The sequence below is a fragment of the Eisenbergiella sp. OF01-20 genome (genome assembly GCF_003478085.1).
Taxonomy (GTDB): domain Bacteria; phylum Bacillota; class Clostridia; order Lachnospirales; family Lachnospiraceae; genus Eisenbergiella.
Genome location: NZ_QUES01000020.1, coordinates 86997 through 107409 on the forward strand (window position 1 = coordinate 86997; position 20413 = coordinate 107409).

Here is a 20413-nt window from a genome sequence, read left to right on the forward strand (position 1 = left end):
GGATGTAAAATCAGATATTAATCTTTTGTTTTTAGTATATAGTTATTTGTAATCAACAAGGCCTCGTCATGAAAACCCACAGGTCTAGTTTTAATACGATACATGTTTCGTCCTTTGTATTTTCTTTAAATCTTCATGTTTTATACAGATTGAATATTATCATCTTTAATCTGCTCTATCAGGCTGTTCATGGTTTTTTCAAAGTACTTTTTGACATCGCACTCCCATACAGTAAAAACTCTCCAGCCAGCAGCAATCAGTTCATTTCTGTGCAAAGCGTCATTCTGAACATTTCGTTCAAATTTCTCCTGCCAGAATTCAACCCGGCTCTTCGGCATATATGCTTCTTTACAGCCTGGATGTCTGTGCCAGAAACACCCGTTTACAAAAACAACTGCATGATACTTTGGCAGAACGATATCCGGCTTTCCGGGCAGGGAAGCCACATGCTTCCTGTACCGGAATCCCTGTTTGAAAAGATATTTCCTGACCTTTACCTCTATCGATGTATCTTTCCCTTTAATACGTGACATGTTCCAGCTCCTCTTTTCAGGAGATAAACTGTCAGCCATCATCCCCACCTTCTTTTCATACAAATTTCAAACTTCAGTAAACACTTTTGAGAATGTCAGCTTTGTGAACACATCCTCTATCTGCTTTGCTATCTGCTTCGAATCAATCAGTGTTCCGAGTTCAATGTTGCCCTGCTGACCATGATATGACAGGTTAGCTGATGTTATCAGGGTCTGCTGCTGATCCACAGAAATCACCTTGGCATGGAGAGCCGCCATTTTGTCATCTTCTTGGCGGAAATTGTAGACCTTCAAAAACCTCCCCCTGTATCTGAGGACTTTCTCAAACTCCAGTTGCTTGTCTAGGTCATTAACAAAGAACTTCACAAACACACCATGCTGGCTCTTCTGGATTATGGTATCTACCAGTTCAGAAAAATATGAGGAAAGTGAATAGCCAGTGATCAGAATATTCCGTTCAGCACTATCAATCATCGACTGAACAACGTTCATAGTGGTTCTCGCATTAAACGAAAATGAAGATGGCGCAGTTACAACCAGTGAAACCTTGTCAGCAACACTGGTATTCATAGCATCCGCTATTACCTTCACAAGAACAGTACATTGAGCGTTTGACAATTCCGGGAATCCTCTCCTTATCATTAGTACTGCATTTGAGGTTCCGTTTGCCGCATCGCCTTTAATCGTGTTCAGAAGTATTTCTCTGTTTAAATTTCCACCTGACATAGCTCACTCACCAGCTCCTTATAATACGAACATTCCTCGCGGCCTGGAATCGGAACAACAAGCCCGCGATCAAGCATTCTGTTTCCATTCTCGCATGCCGTTTCTGATATCATGCAGCAGGAATGGCACGCCGCTCCGTTAGAGTTCTTTCCAGCAGGAAGATTGCTCATACATTCTGGATCATTGGTGCAAACCAGTGCCTCCTGAAAAGCATCCCTCATGAGACCCGTCATCTGTTCTATCGTGCCAAGCTCTACCAATCCACCAAGTGAACCCTCTTTGTCTGAGCTTCCTGTGTACAGAAGTATGCCGGACATTTTATCGCCGAAGTAAATTCGCTCTCTGATAGCGGATGAAGAATATCCGGATGACATGGACATCTGTTTTATCATCATATGGGCAAACGTGTGCATGAGCACATAAACTGCATCGCGCAATACTGTTACCGTCCAGCCTTTGGAATCACAGAATTCCCGATAGGACTCGGCATACTTCTGAGAAATTGCACTCACTTTGTCGTTGCTCAACCATTCTCCAAGTGTGTCCTTATTGAATTCGATAAAGATACCTTCGCCATTGACCTCAGCTGCAGGGAGCCACCGTTCCGTTTTCCCTTTGCTGAGTTTCACGACATTAGGTTGCTCATCAGCATCCAGATCAGGCGCATCCACTCTGGTAAAACCGAGAAGAACTCTGACTTCCCTGAGTCTTGTCACCCGGATAATACGACTGAAATACTTTTTCAGATATCCAGGCAGCGCATCTTCTTCTGCTTTGAAATGCTTCTTGTTTAATTCATACAGCGGATCATCAAAATGCGTGATGGCATTGTACTCCATCTGCTTGATTTCCATATACTCCTTGATGTTTTTCATGCGGCGCTCTAGCGCTGCGTCAAATTCCTCTCTGGAAAAAGACGAAAAGTACTTCTCATATACTTTCTGCAAGCCCATTTCTCCAAAATCTTCTTTGTAGCTCTCTATGATTCTCAAGTGTTCATCAATCAGGTTATACAAAGGATTAATCCAAGGCGGAATGGAAATAGCACTTCTGCTGACCGCAAAATAGACATTGGATGCGCCACGCTGAGAAGGGATAACTGGTTTATTGCATCTCTGATTCTTTACATTCGGTCTAAACGGGTGATGACCAAGGCAGGCCACCCCGTCAAAATTATCCCTCTGGGTAGCTCCGTTCATGCTACGTTTTGCACCGCAGGAACACTCCACCCACATATCGGCGAGTGTGGACGTGTCACCGGTCGAATACATCTTCAATGCTCCGTTGCAGTCAGATTCACTCCTGTGCACCCACCACTTCCATGGGAAATCAGACATATGTCCATCCTCGCAGATAGTAATAAAACGGGATGGATACGCAGGACGGTGGCACTCCGGGCAGGTCACGCCGTATTTGAGATACTTGTCCAGAACAAAATTCTTCCTTGCATCAAACAGTCGGCCACACTTCAGATTAGAGCATACATGCCAGTAAGGAAATGTTACAACAGGAACATCCCCTGAAAAGCTGGTGCGCGGCATATAGAAGCAGTCTACGCCCAAGTAAGATGCCATCCTGCCATCAATTATCTTTTGCCCCTTGTTCTTCCAGTAAGAGATGTCAAGAATCGTCACCGAATCTTTGACTGCGTCCACAACAGAGCCCGGTCCAAAGGTAGTAATAATCTGATTCGGACGCAACTCTCCAAGTTTATTATTATTAAAAGCCATACTAATCCTCCGTGTAATAGAACATACTTGCAGAGCTTTCAACCTCACGCATTGATTGCAGAGTAGCTTTCTCATCTTCATCGTGCGATTTGTCATATGGACTCATCAAACGGTTATATCTTTCAGTTCCCACAACATAGTACCGTAGAGGCTTTGTCTGCACTGCACGCAGTTTCCACCAATCAATAAACTGGTCAATTTCCATCTCGACATCCGCTCTTGCTGATGGCTTAATGATATTCAGCCTGTCAATGACGAGGTTCTTGACAGAATCAAGCTGTTCCACCGTCAGAGTACCGATTGCCGCAGCATCAGGATTGTTTGCCATGTTCGGATAATTCAACCTTATAGCGGAAATAATCAGTGCATGCAGAACGCGGTCCCTTGCTCTTGCAGAAAACGGTGTTGCAGTTGTTCCTTCAACAAATCTATACAGTTGGGAATGGTATCCCGTAAAATTCTCATAATGAGACAGGTCACGCGGCCGATAAGCATTGTAAATAGTAACGACAAGTCCTGGGAATGCACGTCCAATACGGCTCGTTGCCTGTATGTATTCTGAGTTCTGTTTCGGCTGCCCGGTTACAACCATAAGCCCCAGACGATCGACATCCATTCCAACAGCAATCATATTCGTTGCAATGGCAGTATCCAGACAATCTTTCGATTTACAAGTTGTTTCCAGCTGATTCAGCTTTTCGGGTATCTTATATGAAGACATACGAGAGGTAATTTCCACGTTATGATTCAGATACCGCTGTTTTTCCAGACCATACTTATTCTTGATCCTATAGATTCTCTTCGGAATATCGTCTTGGAGAAGACGTACGGCACCACCTAGCTCTCGTATACTGTTAAAGTAACCAACCAAGGAATAGTAAGGATCTATAACATCCTTATACTCTTCTTGTTGAGAGAACATATATGCAGCTTGCAGTATGATCGCATAAACACGCAGCAACGCAGTCTTTACAGATTGTCCGGGGGCACAAACACCCACATATTTTCTGAATGGATCTTTCTCGACAGGAATCTCTCTGATAAAGAAGCTGTCACCGATTTCAAATCCATTCGGCGGGAACTGAGTCGTATGCTTCCTTGCATAAAGACATCTGGTCTGTGCTTCCGCATTTTTGATCGTTGCCGTTGAAACAACATACTTCGGTTTAATACCATCGTGGGTGCACATATCCTCGATGATAGTTTCATAAGCACCGTAAACAGTGCCAAGTGGTCCCGTAATAAGGTGAAGCTCGTCCTGAATGATCAGTTCTGGCGGAAGGAACTGCCGGATGTTTATGAGTTCTGAAGCCGGTAGCGAGTTCGTTCTGTTATGCCTGCCATGCTTCGCTCCAATGGCAACATATCCATCACGGCTGCATTTGCGGTCAACACGCCCAAACAAGGCATTCGTATTCACATCCCACGGCAGTCTTGCAAACTTATCAACCGTAGATAAAATAATAGTCGGGCATTTGCCGTATATCTCCTCATCCACCATATAGACCGGAATTGGGATTCTGCCGTTCTTGTACTTGAAAAACTGACAGTCTTTGTCGGAGCAGTATATTTCAATCGACTTTTTGTCTATGTCGATATTGAAGTTTTCTTCCTTCAGAGGCTTTCCACAGAAAGGACAGGTCAATAGCTGTTTGTAAACATGGTTTCTTGCACTTCTTGCATCCTGTGGCCTATCAGATTTTTCGATAAATTCCTCAAACTTGTTAGGCGTTACTCCGCCTCCAACCCAGAATCCGATGCTTATTGGTTCCTTTCCGAAGCGTGGATATGCCTGGCGTCTTATCATTTCAGCCGCCACAACCATCTTCGTAATACGGTCACGCTGCTGTGTTGTAAGCAGTCGAAGAGTATATCTGAGTAATACGGTCACGCCGCCATCAAGATTATATGCTCCTCCTTCGTTAGCGTGAAGCCTTCTGTTCGCAATTACAAAAGCCATCAGACCAAGATATGCCTCTGTCTTGCCGCCACCTGTCGGGAAATAAAGAAGATCAACAATCTCGCGCTCTTTGTTCGTCGGGTCAACAATACCTGCCAGATTCATCAGAATGAACGCAATCTGGAAAGGACGCCATCCGAAGTTATTCTCTGCGTTTCGTGGATTCATAAAATCCTGGAAGTTACATTCTATACCAGTGCCATGTTTCTTTGCATAGTTCTTGATGCTGTTCTGAAGAAAAATGACACGGTTCATGAAACAGAACGCTTCAAATGAAGTCTCATCTGTTTCAATGATATGAATCCCCTCACGAATACGTCGGAGCGCATCCTGGCAGCGATAAATTATAGTATTACCGACCTTTTCTTCGAAATCAGCTTTATTCATTCTCGCGTTACCTACCAGCGCCTTATTTATCCATTTCTCATAAGAATCCGTCAATGTGTTCAGCTTTCCGATAGTTTCTTCTTTCTTTGCCTTTGCGGACATGGTAAGGGTAGAAAAGAAATACTTGTCGAAACCGTCAAGTGCCGCACTGACCCCGGGAAACTCATACTCCGGGATGAAAGCGGATCTTACGGATGTTGTTCTCCCATTAACAGGGGTATCCCATACGGCTGCGCAGCCACGCCCTCGTCCAAGAATGGGACGCTGTTCAAAATAGAACTCATCTGTTGCGAGAATTTCGCGGCAGATATGTTCCGCTATGAACGCAGCTGATCCGTCTTCAGCATATGCCTTCAACTCTACCTGAAACATAATGGCCTCGACACTGTTCGCCGGATTGCTCCTTTTATTGATCACATATGCAGTAACAAGAGAATAGCCCCCCTTAAGTCTTATACGGGATACATGAACATGCACATTGGAATCGCAAACGAGCTGGTAATCCTTTGTACGAGTAAAATCCGCAAAATTCACCCGGACAGTTTCCTTCATCGGAATACGGGTATAAATTGCTCTGCTGAACTCCTTCTCATCTTTTCCCATGTATTTTTCCGACGACCTTGAATAGTCGCCCCATTTTACATCCAGATTGATGCCAAGCAGATCGCTCTGAATATAAAAGCTGATACCTATGGAAGAAGGCAGTTGAAAATGAGTCGTAGAGATGGGGGCATTGTCATCGTCTTCACCAGCAGTAAAATCCACGCCGTCCTCAAATGCCATATCAGTATCGACTTCCTGCTCACCTGCGCTGGAATATTCTTCATCAACGTTCTGAATGTCAAGCATACCCACGAGATAGGCATAGCGGGGATTCTCTTCAAGAACCTCTTCCTTTTCTCTGGGACCAATAAGGTCGGTTCGTATAGCATCAATGATTTTCTGCCTGACCTCTGAATACTTAAATCTGTCAGCCATTATGCTTCCTCCTTCACGGCGTGTGCAGTACCAAATATATACTTGCAAGTATTTCCAAGATGAATATTATCATCGGAAATCAGTTTGTATTCCCACTGTTTAAGATCCGGATCAGCCGTAGAAGCGAACCTGCACCACTTGATACCCTCTTTCGCCTTAGATACGACCTCTTCCGAAGTCACTTCATTCAGTGCCTTAACCTCAACCATGAATTTTTCTGTAGCTGTCTCTACAAGGAAGTCTGGGTTATACTGCTGCCCGGCTTTCCAAAACAGCCCCAACTGATTCAACGGTGGCTTAATCCAATGGATTACATCCGGGTCTTCTTCCAAAATGACGGAGAACAAACGCTCTGTATCGCTATCAAACGCATTCGCCGGATAATATGACTTCTTATAACCGGTGAACAAGTACTTCTTAATATTGCTTTTGTCCGAAAAAGGCTTATCAAATTTAACCTTTCCATCCTCTTTGACATTCTTTACAAACTTACGGAACAAAATGAGATCCTTCTGAATGATATGAACATCCTGCGTTTTCCTAACCATATGCTCATAAATCTGCTTATGAATATCAGCCACAATCAGAGAAGCATATCGGCGGACAATTCTCCGCTTGTTTTCTTCATCACCCGGAATCTGGGTGAGATACTGCTCTACTATGTCAATAACAAAGTCGGCATCATCGTAAGATAACTCGCTGATAGAATCCAGGAGCATACAAGCAAGCGTGTTCATAGCATCATTGACTTCAAGAATCTGTGCATCCACGACAGAAAGAAGCTGCTGATTGATTGCATCAAAACGCTCGATTTTCGCCATAGCAACCTCAAAATCAACAATTGTGCGTTTTACCTCAAAACAGTTAAACTCCACTTCAGAAGTTGTCTGCACCAGGATTTTCGGAACAGATATTGCCTTTGACGAATACTCTGACATGACTTTCACAAACTCATCTTTACTGAGTGGCTGTTTACCAGACTTCATACCAGTTGAAGTCTGTGACTGTTCCGGTGCAGATGCTGCAGATTCAGCGGTATCGTCGGAAAGCATTTCAGGGTGGAGTTCAAACAGCGTCATCTGACCTGAGGTTTCATTCTTGTCCTTCTTCTGCGCAACCATAAAATTCTTCACATATTCTTGATAAATCTCAAGCTGTGTCTTCGGCTTGCTGACCTCGGCAAAAGACTTCACGCCAGATGCTGTAATCACAAAATCCAGTAAAGAAAGCTGCCCATCGTCCACGGTGGCGGATACGCCTACCGACTCAAATGGCTCAACAGATATCTCATCAAGGTCGCGACAACGGAAGATGTCGCTGCTCCTAATCTCGTCCACAAGCTCTCTGTAGTGGTCATGAGCAACGATATCAAGAGAGTCCAAGTCCTCGTTTCCTGTCTGTTCTCCAAACGGCAATCTCAAACCACGACCAATAGTCTGCATGGCAAGAATGTCGCTCTTTGCAGCATTAAGCGGAATAATTGTAAACAGGTTATTGACGTCCCAGCCTTCTTTCAGCTTATAAACATGCAAAACAATTTCAACTGGGTTAGATGCGCTCTCTATAGAGAGCAAAAGCCGGATATTTTCTTCCGATTCCTCACCAGTCTGTTTTGAATGTATCTCTATAACCTTGCCCCTATACTTTCCGTTCTGAAAGTCATTGCTGTCAATCAGCGTGCGGATTTTCTTAGCGTGGTCTGTATCCTTACAGGCAATAAGAACAATCGGCTTCACATAATTTGAATCATTCACACTGCAATATTCGCGCAGTATGGCCTTTCGATGCTCATGGAGAGTAAGACCATCACGGATTTTCATCTCCTCGATATCATCCTGATTATAGCCCGCAATGTTGGAACGTCCCATCACAACCGGAATTTTCAAATATCCCTCAACAGCACCACGAGCCAAGTCATAAGCATAGATCACATTCGCGGTGGTCTTAGGTGTAGCAGTAAACTCCAATCCAAGAACAGGCTTCAAATAGTTGATTGCCTTCATTGAAGCCGGGGCATAATAGCGATGTGCCTCATCCATGCAGATTACAAGATCATCAAACTGTGCCAATATATCCGCAAAGGAAGCCCCCAGCGTCTCCTTGAACTTATGGAAATTAAACTGTGTATCCGTCTTGCTGTTAAAAATCTTTCCGATGTTGAAAATGAAAATCTGAATCTCAGATGTCTTATCGATACGCAGCATCATCTGCTCAAATTTCACAGGATAGCTACTATAATTCTCGCCATCATAGACCTTCGGTCTGCCCATTTCCGATTCCAGCCCCTTGAAGATGTACTTCGGATGATTCGGATTGGACTCCTTGCGCAGCTTGTCATAAATCGTATTTCCAGGTGCAAGGACAAAGAAGTGCTTATAGCCCTTTGTTTTATACAGGTAATAGATACAGGCACCCATCAGACGAGTTTTTCCTATACCAGTAGCCATAGCATAGCAGAAAGACGGGAAATCAAACCCAGCTTTGACCTTGCGCTGCTTTTCGCAGTACTTTGATGCGACCGTCTCGACAACATCCTTGCTGTCTTTCTTGTAATCGCAATGCGAACTGATGGCATCGAAGTAAGAGAGAGCCTCCTCCTGCGGAGTTCTAAGGCTCATTGCATATTTAATCTTGTTTACTATCTCAGACATTTACTGTACCTCGCTTTCAAAATCGCATTTCTCCAGAAGGTCTTTCGGAATCTTCTTAACCTCAATGTTGTCAGGCAAGACCATATCCGACTGTATCTTAGTGCCATAAATCAGAAAAGATTGACCCTCAGCAAGCCGTGCGGACAGCGATTTTATATATTCGGCATTTATAAACTCCGTAGTTATATGAATAAACCGCTTTTCGGAGGAATGTCCGTGGAAGACATCCTGCGGCTTATAACGGAACCCCTCAATTTTACATATAGCCTCGCAAAGCATCTCAAAGGTGTAGGAAGGATTAATTTGATAAATCGGCAGTTTATCATTCCTAACGAGCAGGCTCGGAGCTAACTCGTAGAAGTGATATCCACCTCCGCCTTCCCAATTGTAATCTGTGGAAATTCCTGTTTTATCGCCGTTTATGACATTATCCATGCGAACCTTGCACAAAGTATAAGCATGATTTCCAAGTTCAACACCTATCCATTTTCTTCCCATTTTGTGAGCTGTTGCTATTGTGGAGCCACTACCTAAAAACGAGTCCAAAACCCAGTCTCCCTTATTTGAAAAATATCTAATTATCATCTCAATTAAGGCTTCTGGTTTCTTCCCACTACGGAATTCCACTCCCCCCTCATGTCTACAGTTACCAAAATTCCCCGCAAGGTCATAAAAGCCACCTATCGGCTTTTTTCGTTGTACAGTTTCACTCTCAAGTTGATCCACAGGAACTCCCTGATAATATTTGCCTTTTGTCGCACCAGCTCGTTTGGGACCGGTAAAATATCGATAATCATAGCGATCATCACCGATTCCATAAACCTTATATAGAACTCCATATCCATCATTTTCGTAACGGCCGATTAAATAATCTCTAAAGAATCTACCTGATGAGTTTCCATCTAATATCGTGCCGGTAGCCCATATCTCCTTAAGCCCGTATTCATCACCAGCAGCTTTCTTTATGATTTTATATTCGTTGCTTTCGAAGACTACAACTCTTTTCCCACCGATTTCAAGTTTTTTACCTTCGCCTGTTTCTTGAACCTCATATATGCATAATAACCAGCTCCCCGTCCCCTGACATCTGAATATCCAGTTCAATCATGTCCAGGCCCGCTTCCATGGCATTTCGGAAAGAAGCCATGGTGTTTTCCGGGGCTTCTGCAGGATTTCCACGGTGTCCTGCCACCCAGATATTTGTTTCCGACTGCTTCCAGAGCATAATGTTCTCCTCCTGTTTATAAAAGCTTTTTGAAGTATTCCGGAATGGTCCGGTAGTCATCAATACATTGAAAGGGGACATCCGACAAATACACGTCCTCATCATTGCCGCCAAGCCCATAATCATCCCCGAAATACAGAATTTCCTCATGTGTCAGCCCGCCGGCCCTGCAGTACAGATCCAACGCATACAGCTTGGCATAGGGGTGGGGCACAATATCAAAGGAAGAAGATCCTCCCACATAGACCTTATATTCGGGAAACATATCCACCACCTGCGCATAGACCTCTCTTCTTTTGGTGCGGTCGGGATCATAAGAAAGCTTGTCCTGGATGGGAGCCGCCGTGCCCAATATAGGAAAGGTAAGCATACCGCTTTCATGAATCTCAATGGTATCTCCCTGATAGGAGGTGTACCCCAGCTTCCTGCGAAGGGAATCCGCCCTGCTCACCGCAAGTTCTTTATCCACCTCCACCCGGTTATCCCTCTCCAGTATCAGCCGGTTATGGGGGGCTTCCTCCTTGACGGTAGCGTACTGCATCCCGTAATTTCCTATAATAGTAATAGGAAACCGCTTCATTTGTTTAAATATCCGGACACAGGAACCCGCTCCTACCATGAGCAGCGTGTATTTTTCACCCAGCCGGCAAAGAAGTCCGCTGTATTCCGGCGACAGGGGAGACTTGTGCTGTGTCAGGGTTCCGTCCAGATCAAAAGCAAGTACCTTGGTAGCATGTGGACTCATCTTCTTTCTCCTTTTCAAAATATATTCGAAATGAAACTTTTACCTTTTCATATTTTCGTTTCGAAACATAATACTTTCTTTTTTCCTCTTTATTCAAAACAATAAATGTAGTATAAAAGGTCTTTATTTGTAAGTCAATCGAAATTTTTAACAGTTTTATAAGGTAATTTATATGAAATATTTACGAAAATAATATAATATTTGTAAATAATTGACATCAAAACACAATGATGCTAGAATCAAAACAAATATTTACGAAATTCGTAATTAAATTTAACATTTTATGTTTCGTTTTTGGGGGATTTACTAAATGACAACACAGGAGAAGAAAGAATTTATCATTAAGATGCTGGACACCCAATCTTCGGTTACCGTATCCCAGCTCAGTGAAGCCTTCAAAATATCCGAGGTTTCCGTCCGAAAGCTTTTGGCGGCCCTGGAGCAGGAAGGCGTCGTCAAACGGACATGGGGAGGTGCCATAAGCGCCTATGGATCCCTGAATGAATTTTCCCATAAGGAAAAGGAGTGGAAGCATACGGAAGAAAAGCTTTCCATTGCTTATGCGGCTTACGACTGTATCAGCGACGGCGATGCGGTTTTTCTGGACTGCGGCACTACCACCACCCAGCTTGCCCGGGTGATACGCAGCGGTTCCAAGCGCAAAATCCTGGTAGGTACCAATGCCATCAACATCGCCATGGAGCTGTCCGAGGCGGAGGATATTTCCGTAATTGTCATCGGCGGTAATTTCCGGCACCGGATTTTATCCTGTGTGGGGGCCTATGCGGAGGAGATGATGAAGACCCTGTTCTTTGACAAGGGCTTTATCAGCGGGAACCATCTTACCCTGGAGCATGGCTTTACCACTCCCGACCTGCAGGAGGCCAGGATGAAAAGGCTTATGATGGCATCCTGCAAGGAACATTATATTGCTCTGGACTACAGTAAATTCGGAGATGATTCCCTGGGGCTCATCGCTTCCGTATCCGACCTGGACGGCATAGTTACGGACTGGCGCACGCCTTCGGAGTTCATTGACCAGCTCCGGGACAGAGGTGTCAAGGTCGTACAGGGAAATGAGGTGTTAAGCACCAGGGAGGGAATGTTTGTATGAAAAATAAGAAATTTGCCGCAAAAATAAGACCCTACATCATGACCGCTCCGGCGCTGGCCGGAATTCTGCTTTTTACCATTTATCCGGTCATAAAGCTGATACAGCTCAGTCTTATGAACACCAACATGCTCAATCCTTCCCAAAGTAAGTTCATCGGCCTGGATAATTACAGGAAGGTTCTCAGCAGGCCGGATTTCCATAAATCTTTAAATAATACCGTGGTTTACACCATAGCCGTGGTTCTTATCATAACGGCAATCGCACTGCTGCTTGCCGTCTGGCTCAATGAAAAAAGCACAAAGCTTAACCGGCTTGTCCAGGCCGCCGTTTTCTGCCCGCATGTGGTATCCATCGTCTCCATTGCCCTGATTTGGCTGTGGATGATGGAACCCAACTTCGGATTGTTTAATTTTCTGCTGAGGAAGCTGGGCCTTCCCACATCCTCCTGGCTTTCCGGCTCCTCCACCGCGATGCCCTCCGTCATTCTGGTATCGGTGTGGAAGGCCGTGGGTTATGACACTCTGATTTTCATGGCGGCCCTCCAGGGTGTTCCGGCCTCCCTTTACGAAGCCGCCAGACTGGATAACGCCAACAAAGTGGTTATGTTTTTCAAAATTACCCTGCCCATGATTTCACCCCAGCTGTTCTTTACGCTGATAATCCGTACCATAAGCTCCTTCAAGGTCTTTGATACCGTGCGTATCCTGACCCAGGGAGGCCCCAACAACGCCACTACCACGCTGGTTTACAGCATTTATACCGAAGCCCTGCTGAATCTGCGGATCGGCTACAGCGCTGCAATCGGGGTCATTCTTCTTCTTATAGTGAGTATACTGACCATTATTTACTTCTGGGGCTTTTCCAGAAAGGTACATTACCAATAGGTGACAGGGAGGAATCTTATGCGGCTCAAAAAAAGACTGGTTAAAATCGGCGGCGTAATCATGAAATTGTTTCTTTTATTTATCTTCGGGTGGCCCTTCTTCTGGATGATATCCACCTCTTTACAGACGATAGATGAAGTAAACCGCGTTACGCCCACCTTCTTTCCGGCGGTGCTCCAGTTCCATAACTATCTGGATGCCTGGCATTCCGGCCCGGGCGGAAGCATGTGGATCTATCTGAAAAACTCGCTTATTGTGGTAGGCAGCGTTATTCTGCTCCAGATGCTGGTGGTGGTTCCGGCCGCCTATGCCTTTGCCAAATACGAGTTCAAGGGAAAGAAAATTATGTTCGGCAGCATCCTGATCGCATTGATGATGCCCACACAGATTACTTTCTTACCCGTTTATCTGATGATGTCCAAATGGGGGCTGATTAACTCCCTGGTTCCTCAGATATTACCATTTATAACAAATGCATTCGCTATCTTCTTACTAAGACAATATTTTATGCAGGTAGAGAATGAATTGATAGAAGCGGCAAAACTGGACGGCGCATCGGAATGGAGGGTGATTTTACAAATAATGATGCCTATGTCCAAACCGGCAATCGCTTCCATTATCCTTTTCAGCTTCGTCGGGCAGTGGAATGAGTATTTCTGGCCTCTTGTCATGACCAATGCGGATATGTACCGGACGCTTCCGGTTGCTATCGCACAGCTGAAGGAAATGGAGGGAATGGCCAACTGGCAGATCGTCATGGCAGGAAACGCTATTCTCGTTCTTCCCGTACTGCTGGTGTACCTGTTCGCTTCCAAACAAATTATGAAATCCTTTGCCTATTCAGGGATTAAGTAAACCAAACCATACGAAAGGGGATATTGTTATGAAAAAGAAAGTATTAGGTATTTTAATGGGGATTTCGGTTCTTGCGGCCACTCTGGCAGGCTGCGGCCAGGCCCCGGCATCCACGGAAAGTTCTGCCCCGGCGCCTGCCGCAGCAGAATCGGAACCGGCTGCGGAGACACCGGCTGCGGAAAGCACCGCTGACGTCCAGGCCGGCGGGGAAAAGAAAACCGTCCAGTTCTGGCACTGCATGTCCGGTACTAACGGGGATTTGATCAACCAGATGGTAACTGATTTCAACAGCTCCCAGGATGAAGTGGAAGTGGTTGCCACCTTCCAGGGAAGCTATGCGGAAGCCGCTGCCAAAGCGGAGCAGGCTATTTTCGCAGGAAACTCTCCTGATATTCTTCAGGTGGCCCAGGACAACGTGGGCAGGCTTGCCGTAAACGGCGCTTTCGCCGACCTGCTCCCTTATATGCAGAAGGACGGTGTGGATGATAAGGATTTCGTGGACGCCTTTGTAAACGACGCGTATTATGACGGACAGCTTGTTGTTATTCCTTTCGGCCGTTCCGCACAGATACTTCATATCAATAAAACCGTACTGGATGAAATGGGCTGTGAAATTCCCACCACCTGGGAAGAACTGAAGGAAGTAGCCAATAAGTGTACCGTTGTGGAAAATGGGGAAACCAAACGTTATGGACTGTCCGTTCCTTTTGACCAGTGGGAGTTCTTTGCGCTGATTCAGCAGGCAGGCGGCAAATTCTTTAACGAAGATCAGACAGGTCTGGGATGCCTGGAGGACGGGACCGCAAAAGAAGCATTCAGCTTTATGAAGGATTTACAGGATTCCGGCGCACTTTACTACAACGATCCCGCAAACGATCAGGATAACCAGATGTTCACTTCCGGTATGGCAGCCATGACCATCAATTCCTCCGGCGCCATCACCTCCAGACGGGAAACCATCGGGGATTCCTTTGAATATGTGGTAGCTCCCCTTGTAAAAGGCAAAATCGAATCCATGCCTACCGGCGGAAACGGCTTCGGCATTTTGGCCGCCAGCAAGGAACAGGAAGCGGCCTGGAAATTTATGAAGTGGTTTATTGAAGATGAAAAGGGTGGCCTTGCATTTGTTATGGGCTCCGGTTACCTTCCCTTTACCAAAACCATGGCGCAGTCAGACGCTATCCAGCAGCTGTGGAAAGAAAGCGACAACTATAAAATCGCTTATGACGCTCTTCAGTACGGCGACGACAGCTACCGAATCGCTAACCTGACTCCTGTAATTGCGGAATTCAGGACCTGTATCCAGGCAATCATGCTGGATGATCAGGATATTGATGAATCACTGAAAACCTTCAGCGATTCCGTAGACATCATTCTCAATGAATAATACCCCCGGGAGAGGCATATGCAAGACTACATAATGGTGCAGCTCGTTTATCTCGGCCGGATTGCCGCCGCAGGACTCTGCGGCGTGGCAATCGGCTGGGAACGCCAGTACCGTACGAAAGCGGCCGGCGTAAGAACCCACTTTATTATTTCTGTTGCAGCTTCACTGATGATGATTATATCAAAATACGGTTTCTATGATGCCATAGGGCCGGATGGGACTTCGGTAGATGTATCCAGGGTCGCATCCGGCATCCTGGCGGGTGTGGGCCTCATGAGCGGCGGGCTTGTCATAACAGGAAAACAAGGCTACGCCAGCGGCATTACAACAGCGGCCGGCATCTGGGCCACCGTGGCAATCGGTATGTCCCTGGGGGCCGGCATGTATATGATCGGGCTGTTTTCCACCCTTTTCCTTCTGTTCGGGCATTTTTTCATGCACAAAAATATCCGGCTGGCCCGGCATTCCTGGAGAGGGCAGATCGATTTCCAGCTTACCAATACGAAGGAAAACATGGAAGAAATCACATCCAGGCTTGCAGAAAACGGTATCGATATCCTCCGTATGAAATGTGAATACAGGGATAAGCACAGTGAACGGCTGCGTATTGTATTTGCGATATCCACCCGTCTGGAACGGGAGGAAGTGGCGGATATCATCGCCGGGATACCGCATCTGTGTTCCTATGAATTTTAGCTTTGTATCCGAAAAGGAGAATAACACAATGAGTGATTTACCTGACACCATGAAAGCGCTGGTAGCCTACGGCAACGGGGACTACCGCCTGGAAACATCCTATCCTGTCCCCGCATGCGGAGAGGACGACATTATTATTAAAACGGAGGGCTGCGGCATCTGTGCGGGCGATCTGAAATGCCAGCATGGAGCCGCCATGTTCTGGGGGGACGAAAAAGAAGCTCCCTGGGTAAAGCCCCCGTTTATCCCGGGCCATGAGTTTGTGGGCCGTATTGTTAAAATGGGGGCCAAAGCGGCTGCGGCAAACGGATTTTCCATAGGTGACCGCATTACCGCAGATCAGATCGTGCCCTGCGGGGAATGCCGGTTCTGTAAAAGCGGCAGATACTGGATGTGCCAGCCCCATTCCATTTTCGGCTTCCAGAATACCAACAACGGCGGTATGGCGGAATATGTGAGATACCCCAAGACTTCGGTTATCTCCAGAGTCCCCGATACTATGCCTTTGGATCAGGCACTTCTGATAGAACCCTATGGCTGCTCCAAGCACGCCGTTGACCGCGCCTTGATTGGAAATGAGGACGTGGTGGTCATTTCCGGCGCCGGTACATTGGGACTGGGAATGATTACCTATGCCAGAATGAAAAATCCCGCCAAACTGATTTCCCTGGATATGGCCGACAACCGTCTGGAAAAAGCAAAAGAATTCGGGGCGGATCTGACCATTAATCCGGGAAAAGAGGATGTTGTACAAAAAATCCTGGATATGACGGACGGATATGGCTGCGACATTTATATAGAAGCAACCGGACACCCCTCCAGCGTGGTACAGGGTCTGAAAATGATCCGCAAGCTGGGACGTTTCGTGGAATTCAGCGTTTTTGGAGAACCGGTTACCGTAGACTGGTCCATTATCGGAGATCGGAAGGAGCTGGATCTTATGGGATCCCATCTCAGCCCTTACTGCTACCCCTTTGTCATTGAAAATATCAGCAATGGAAAGCTGAAAACAGACGGGGTAGTCTCCAAAACCTTCTCGCTGGAAGAGTGGGAAACCGCTTTTGATTATGCCTCCGGAAAATATGGAGATTTCAAAGTAGCTATAACATTTGAATAAAAAGATACATTCCCCGCAGCAAGCTGCGGGGAATTTTATTAAGGTATCTGAAAATTCAGACATGAGTCTATTATAAATAACAGAATCCGTTTTACTCCCAAATATAAGGTATTCACTTCCGAAGCGGATATATCAGTCAAAAAGTAGCGGATTATTGTAATTCAGGCTAGCCGTGTCCTTTTCCATTTGGTATAATTTATCTATTAAAATAAGCTTTATAGATAAAAAACTCAAACTTGGCACCTGCGAAGTTTGAGTAAAAAATTTCCAATTAAGAGGAGGTGCCTAAATGAAAAAGATATTTATTGGAAGTTCAAGCCAGGCGTTTGACAAAGCGCTTGTGATTCAGTCTATCCTTGAAAAACTCGGAGCAAAGACGACACTTTGGCAAGATTCAAATGTCTTCCCGCCTTCGGAATACTTATTTGAAGCACTGTTAAAGGCTGCCCATGGACACAGTGGTGGCGTATTTATCTTTGATCGGGACGACAGGGCTTCGTGTGATACCGGAGAAACATCGAAATGGCTTCCACGGGATAACGTCATATTGGAAGCGGGAATATTTGCCGGAGTTTTGGGAGAAGGAGCTATTGCATTGTGTAAAGTTCCCGGTGTCCATCAAGCTACCGACATAGATGGTAAAATCTATATTCCATACGATCCGGTCCATATGGAAGACATGGAAAAGAAACTGGAACAATGGTTAAACAATAGTGTAAAGGATTACCGGGAAGAACGTTTTAACACAAATGTGCTGATGCTTTCGCGCACCAAATTGCATAAACTCATTTCCGTAGACAGCCGCTTTCATATTTCGGACAATAATTATAAAGATATCCGCTGTATCCGCATAATGAACCTGGCCGGCAGTCTGATTATTAACCCGGAAATGGCTGACTACGGACAGCTTTGTGAAATGAAGGATCTTCAGCTATCAGATGTCCTGAAAATGATATTATCTAAAACAAAAGCAAAAGTAGAGTATATATTGACGGAACCAAATCCGTATAACCTGACGGATGCCGCTACCAAAATCGTCAACAAAGGAGCCGGCAGCACGGAACAAACCATAATCTCAGCACTGCGGGAAATGTACTCCAAGCTTACCACCAATACCGTGTATCAGAAAAGATATAAAAATGTTCCAGTCACATTCTATTTATACCTTCTCAAAATAAGCATGCCCTATGGAATATTGAATGTCGAATTTGGAAATCGCAAATATAACCATGTCAAAGTCGATTTGTATTCCTGTGCGCTTACTGAAGATTATGAGAGAAGGAGTTTTATTATTTGGCAGGAAGATGATCCGGACAATTATAATTTTTTTATCAATAACTTTATTTCCATTAAAAATAACCGATCCATCTGTACCGAGATAAAGGGAGAGGCCGGATTAGAGTCCTTGCAAAAATGGCTGACGTGAGGTAAATAAAATGAATTATATATATGGAAAAGATCTAACGAGCGCCCTGGATTCTGAATACCGGGTGTATTTATGCGGAAATCTGAAAAAACCGCAGGATTTAAAGTACATACATGATGAAAAAAATGAAATGGGCATCAGCCACTACCGAAAATTTACGGCCGACATTCCGCACCTGCATACCCAGGCACTAGAATACAATTACCTGATAAGCGGCAGCAGCAAAATATTAATTCTTGACACGGGGGAAGAGTTTGTTTTTGAGGAAGGTTCTATTTTCGTAATACCTCCGATGACTAAATATGCGTCAAAACATCTGGCGGATACAAAAATATTGTTTTTTAAATCTCCCGGCGGGAATGATAAGCAATTGATCGAGGTGGATGACAAGGTATCAAAGTGGCTTTCCGCATGGTAACGTAACATCTGTAAGGGAAAGAAATACCGGCGGCGGCGGGTCAGCCAAAAGCCCTTTTCCTTCTTTGCCGATATGTCCTTTTAGCCCGCAGCCTGTACGAATCACATCTTCTAATGGAATATATTACAGAAAAACTAGTGACAGAAGGATCTGTCCGCCTGAGGAGAGACATCTATGAGAGGAATAGGAACCATCATTAATGTAGCCGCTGTTATTTCCGGCGGCGGCATCGGACTGCTTTTGAAGGGAGGACTTAAGGAACGGTATCAGCAGATCCTGATGCAGGCCCTGGGGGTCTGCACCATATTTATAGGCATTTCTGGTGCCCTGAAGGGAATGTACCGCATAGAAGACGGTATTCTGGAAACCTCGGGAACCATGCTGCTGATCTCTTCTCTGGTCCTGGGTTCTCTTATCGGGGAATGGATCCAAATAGAAAAATGGATGGATCATTTCGGGGAATGGCTACGTATCAAAGCGGGCGGAAAAAATGACAGCCAGTTTGTTGAGGGGTTCGTATCCGCATCCCTGATCATCTGTGTCGGTGCCATGGCTATCGTGGGCGCTCTGGAGGACGGTATGCGGGGCGATTATTCCATGCTGGCCGCCAAGGCTGTCCTGGATGGGATTATCGTTCTCGTGTTTGCCTCTTCTTATGGAAAAGGTGCCATCTTCTCCGCACTTCCTGTAGGCATATGGCAAGGCGGCATAACACTCTTTGCCGGATTTCTGGAACCTGTTCTCACAGCACAGATCATATCCGATCTTTCTTTTGTGGGTAATGTCCTGATTTTCTGTGTGGGAGTCAATCTTGCCTTCGGCAAAAAATTCCGCGTGGGAAATATGCTGCCAGCTCTGCTGGCTGCCGGGATACTGGATGCCATCATTGCCTTGTTTTAATATAGTAAGGAGAAAATATAAAATTGTTTAAATTAAAAAGTATTATTAAAGAAAAATCATCTATTTTTAAGTCTATTCTGAAATTTTCCGCAAAAAAGGTCACGCTTTACAATGTCATATTTCCGCTGTGGCTTCTGTGGCTTTTTCCTGTTACCTGGATAGTCATCCTGCCAGCCAACTTTCTGATTGATTTGGCCGTGCTCGTCATCACCATGCGCTGCCTGAAGCTTTCCGGCCGTAAGGAAACGGCCAGACGTTCCATCTGGAAAATATGGCTCTTCGGTTTTCTTTCCGATTTTGTGGGAACCTTTTTCATGTTCCTGGTAAACATTATTGATTCCCTTCTGGATTTTCCGCATTATCAGTCTCCCGTTCGCCAATGGTGGTACAATAATATGACAAATGCCGTTACCTTCAACCCCTTTTCCACTCTCCCGGCATTTCTCTGGTCGGCCGCCTGCATTCTTCTCAGCGGCTTGTGCATTTACCTGTTTAACTATCATTTCTCCCTGAAAAAAGCAGTGCCGGATTCTGTTATCCGGAAAAAACTGGCCCTCTCCCTTTCCGTTTTCACAGCTCCTTACCTGTTTTTGCTTCCTACCTCCTGGTTTTATATGTAACCTTTCCTGGTTCTTCCCGCTGCCGGCTGCAGGTACCTCCGATACTGTTCACGCCCCCTAA

General features: G+C 45.4%; 18 protein-coding genes. 10 read left to right on the plus strand and 8 right to left on the minus strand.

Annotated features, from left to right (window positions below; all coding sequences use genetic code 11):
• Positions 1 to 140: 140 nt before the first annotated feature.
• The 8 genes from DXA36_RS20705 to DXA36_RS20740 are packed head-to-tail and all read right to left on the minus strand — an operon-like array spanning position 141 to position 10935.
• A complete protein-coding gene (locus DXA36_RS20705) occupies positions 141 to 575 on the minus strand; it encodes a very short patch repair endonuclease (RefSeq protein ID WP_330425075.1) in 435 nt (144 codons plus the stop codon).
• Positions 576 to 599: 24 nt separating this feature from the next.
• Positions 600 to 1259: a phospholipase D-like domain-containing protein gene (locus tag DXA36_RS20710; RefSeq protein ID WP_118681352.1), complete on the minus strand. Its 660-nt coding sequence runs from the start codon at positions 1257 to 1259 to the stop codon at positions 600 to 602.
• A complete protein-coding gene (gene drmB, locus DXA36_RS20715) occupies positions 1241 to 2989 on the minus strand; it encodes a DUF1998 domain-containing protein (protein ID WP_118681353.1) in 1749 nt (582 codons plus the stop codon). The genes DXA36_RS20710 and drmB overlap by 19 nt, the downstream gene beginning before the upstream one ends.
• Before the next feature lies 1 nt (position 2990).
• Complete coding sequence (drmA, locus tag DXA36_RS20720) at positions 2991 to 6314, minus strand: DISARM system helicase DrmA (RefSeq protein WP_118681354.1); 3324 nt, start codon at positions 6312 to 6314, stop codon at positions 2991 to 2993.
• Positions 6314 to 8965: a DEAD/DEAH box helicase gene (locus DXA36_RS20725; protein ID WP_118681355.1), complete on the minus strand. Its 2652-nt coding sequence runs from the start codon at positions 8963 to 8965 to the stop codon at positions 6314 to 6316. Before DXA36_RS20725 ends, drmA begins: the two co-directional genes overlap by 1 nt.
• Positions 8966 to 10069: a DNA methyltransferase gene (locus tag DXA36_RS20730; RefSeq protein ID WP_243114700.1), complete on the minus strand. Its 1104-nt coding sequence runs from the start codon at positions 10067 to 10069 to the stop codon at positions 8966 to 8968. It abuts the gene before it with no gap.
• Positions 10014 to 10190 carry a glycerophosphodiester phosphodiesterase gene (locus DXA36_RS20735; protein WP_207666371.1) on the minus strand — a complete coding sequence of 59 codons (177 nt, stop codon included), beginning with the start codon at positions 10188 to 10190 and terminating at the stop codon, positions 10014 to 10016. The genes DXA36_RS20730 and DXA36_RS20735 overlap by 56 nt, the downstream gene beginning before the upstream one ends.
• Before the next feature lie 16 nt (positions 10191 to 10206).
• Positions 10207 to 10935, minus strand: a complete 729-nt coding sequence (locus tag DXA36_RS20740; RefSeq protein WP_118681356.1) for an HAD-IIB family hydrolase — start codon at positions 10933 to 10935, stop codon at positions 10207 to 10209.
• 310 nt (positions 10936 to 11245) lie between these two features.
• On the opposite strand from DXA36_RS20740, the gene DXA36_RS20745 reads away from it, so the two are divergent.
• The 10 genes from DXA36_RS20745 (at position 11246) to DXA36_RS20790 (ending at position 20352) form a co-directional block, all read left to right on the plus strand.
• Positions 11246 to 12049, plus strand: a complete 804-nt coding sequence (locus DXA36_RS20745; protein ID WP_118681357.1) for a DeoR/GlpR family DNA-binding transcription regulator — start codon at positions 11246 to 11248, stop codon at positions 12047 to 12049.
• Positions 12046 to 12933, plus strand: a complete 888-nt coding sequence (locus tag DXA36_RS20750; protein ID WP_118681358.1) for a carbohydrate ABC transporter permease — start codon at positions 12046 to 12048, stop codon at positions 12931 to 12933. The genes DXA36_RS20745 and DXA36_RS20750 overlap by 4 nt, the downstream gene beginning before the upstream one ends.
• Before the next feature lie 18 nt (positions 12934 to 12951).
• The gene (locus tag DXA36_RS20755) at positions 12952 to 13788 is read left to right on the plus strand and encodes a carbohydrate ABC transporter permease (protein ID WP_118681359.1); all 837 of its coding nucleotides are present in this window, start codon (positions 12952 to 12954) and stop codon (positions 13786 to 13788) included.
• A 28-nt stretch (positions 13789 to 13816) separates the two neighbouring features.
• Positions 13817 to 15175 carry an ABC transporter substrate-binding protein gene (locus DXA36_RS20760; RefSeq protein ID WP_118681360.1) on the plus strand — a complete coding sequence of 453 codons (1359 nt, stop codon included), beginning with the start codon at positions 13817 to 13819 and terminating at the stop codon, positions 15173 to 15175.
• Between the two features lie 18 nt (positions 15176 to 15193).
• On the plus strand, positions 15194 to 15871 hold the full coding sequence (locus DXA36_RS20765) for an MgtC/SapB family protein (RefSeq protein ID WP_118681361.1): 678 nt from the start codon (positions 15194 to 15196) through the stop codon (positions 15869 to 15871).
• 28 nt (positions 15872 to 15899) lie between these two features.
• Positions 15900 to 16988, plus strand: a complete 1089-nt coding sequence (locus tag DXA36_RS20770) for an alcohol dehydrogenase catalytic domain-containing protein (protein ID WP_118681362.1) — start codon at positions 15900 to 15902, stop codon at positions 16986 to 16988.
• A gap of 289 nt (positions 16989 to 17277) precedes the next feature.
• Positions 17278 to 18414: a TIR domain-containing protein gene (locus DXA36_RS20775; RefSeq protein ID WP_118681363.1), complete on the plus strand. Its 1137-nt coding sequence runs from the start codon at positions 17278 to 17280 to the stop codon at positions 18412 to 18414.
• A gap of 10 nt (positions 18415 to 18424) precedes the next feature.
• Positions 18425 to 18832: a cupin domain-containing protein gene (locus DXA36_RS20780; protein WP_118681364.1), complete on the plus strand. Its 408-nt coding sequence runs from the start codon at positions 18425 to 18427 to the stop codon at positions 18830 to 18832.
• A 174-nt stretch (positions 18833 to 19006) separates the two neighbouring features.
• Positions 19007 to 19732, plus strand: coding sequence for a DUF554 domain-containing protein (locus DXA36_RS20785; protein WP_118681365.1), 726 nt, complete (start codon positions 19007 to 19009; stop codon positions 19730 to 19732).
• Positions 19733 to 19755: 23 nt separating this feature from the next.
• A complete protein-coding gene (locus DXA36_RS20790) occupies positions 19756 to 20352 on the plus strand; it encodes a hypothetical protein (protein ID WP_243114701.1) in 597 nt (198 codons plus the stop codon).
• Positions 20353 to 20413 lie beyond the last annotated feature (61 nt).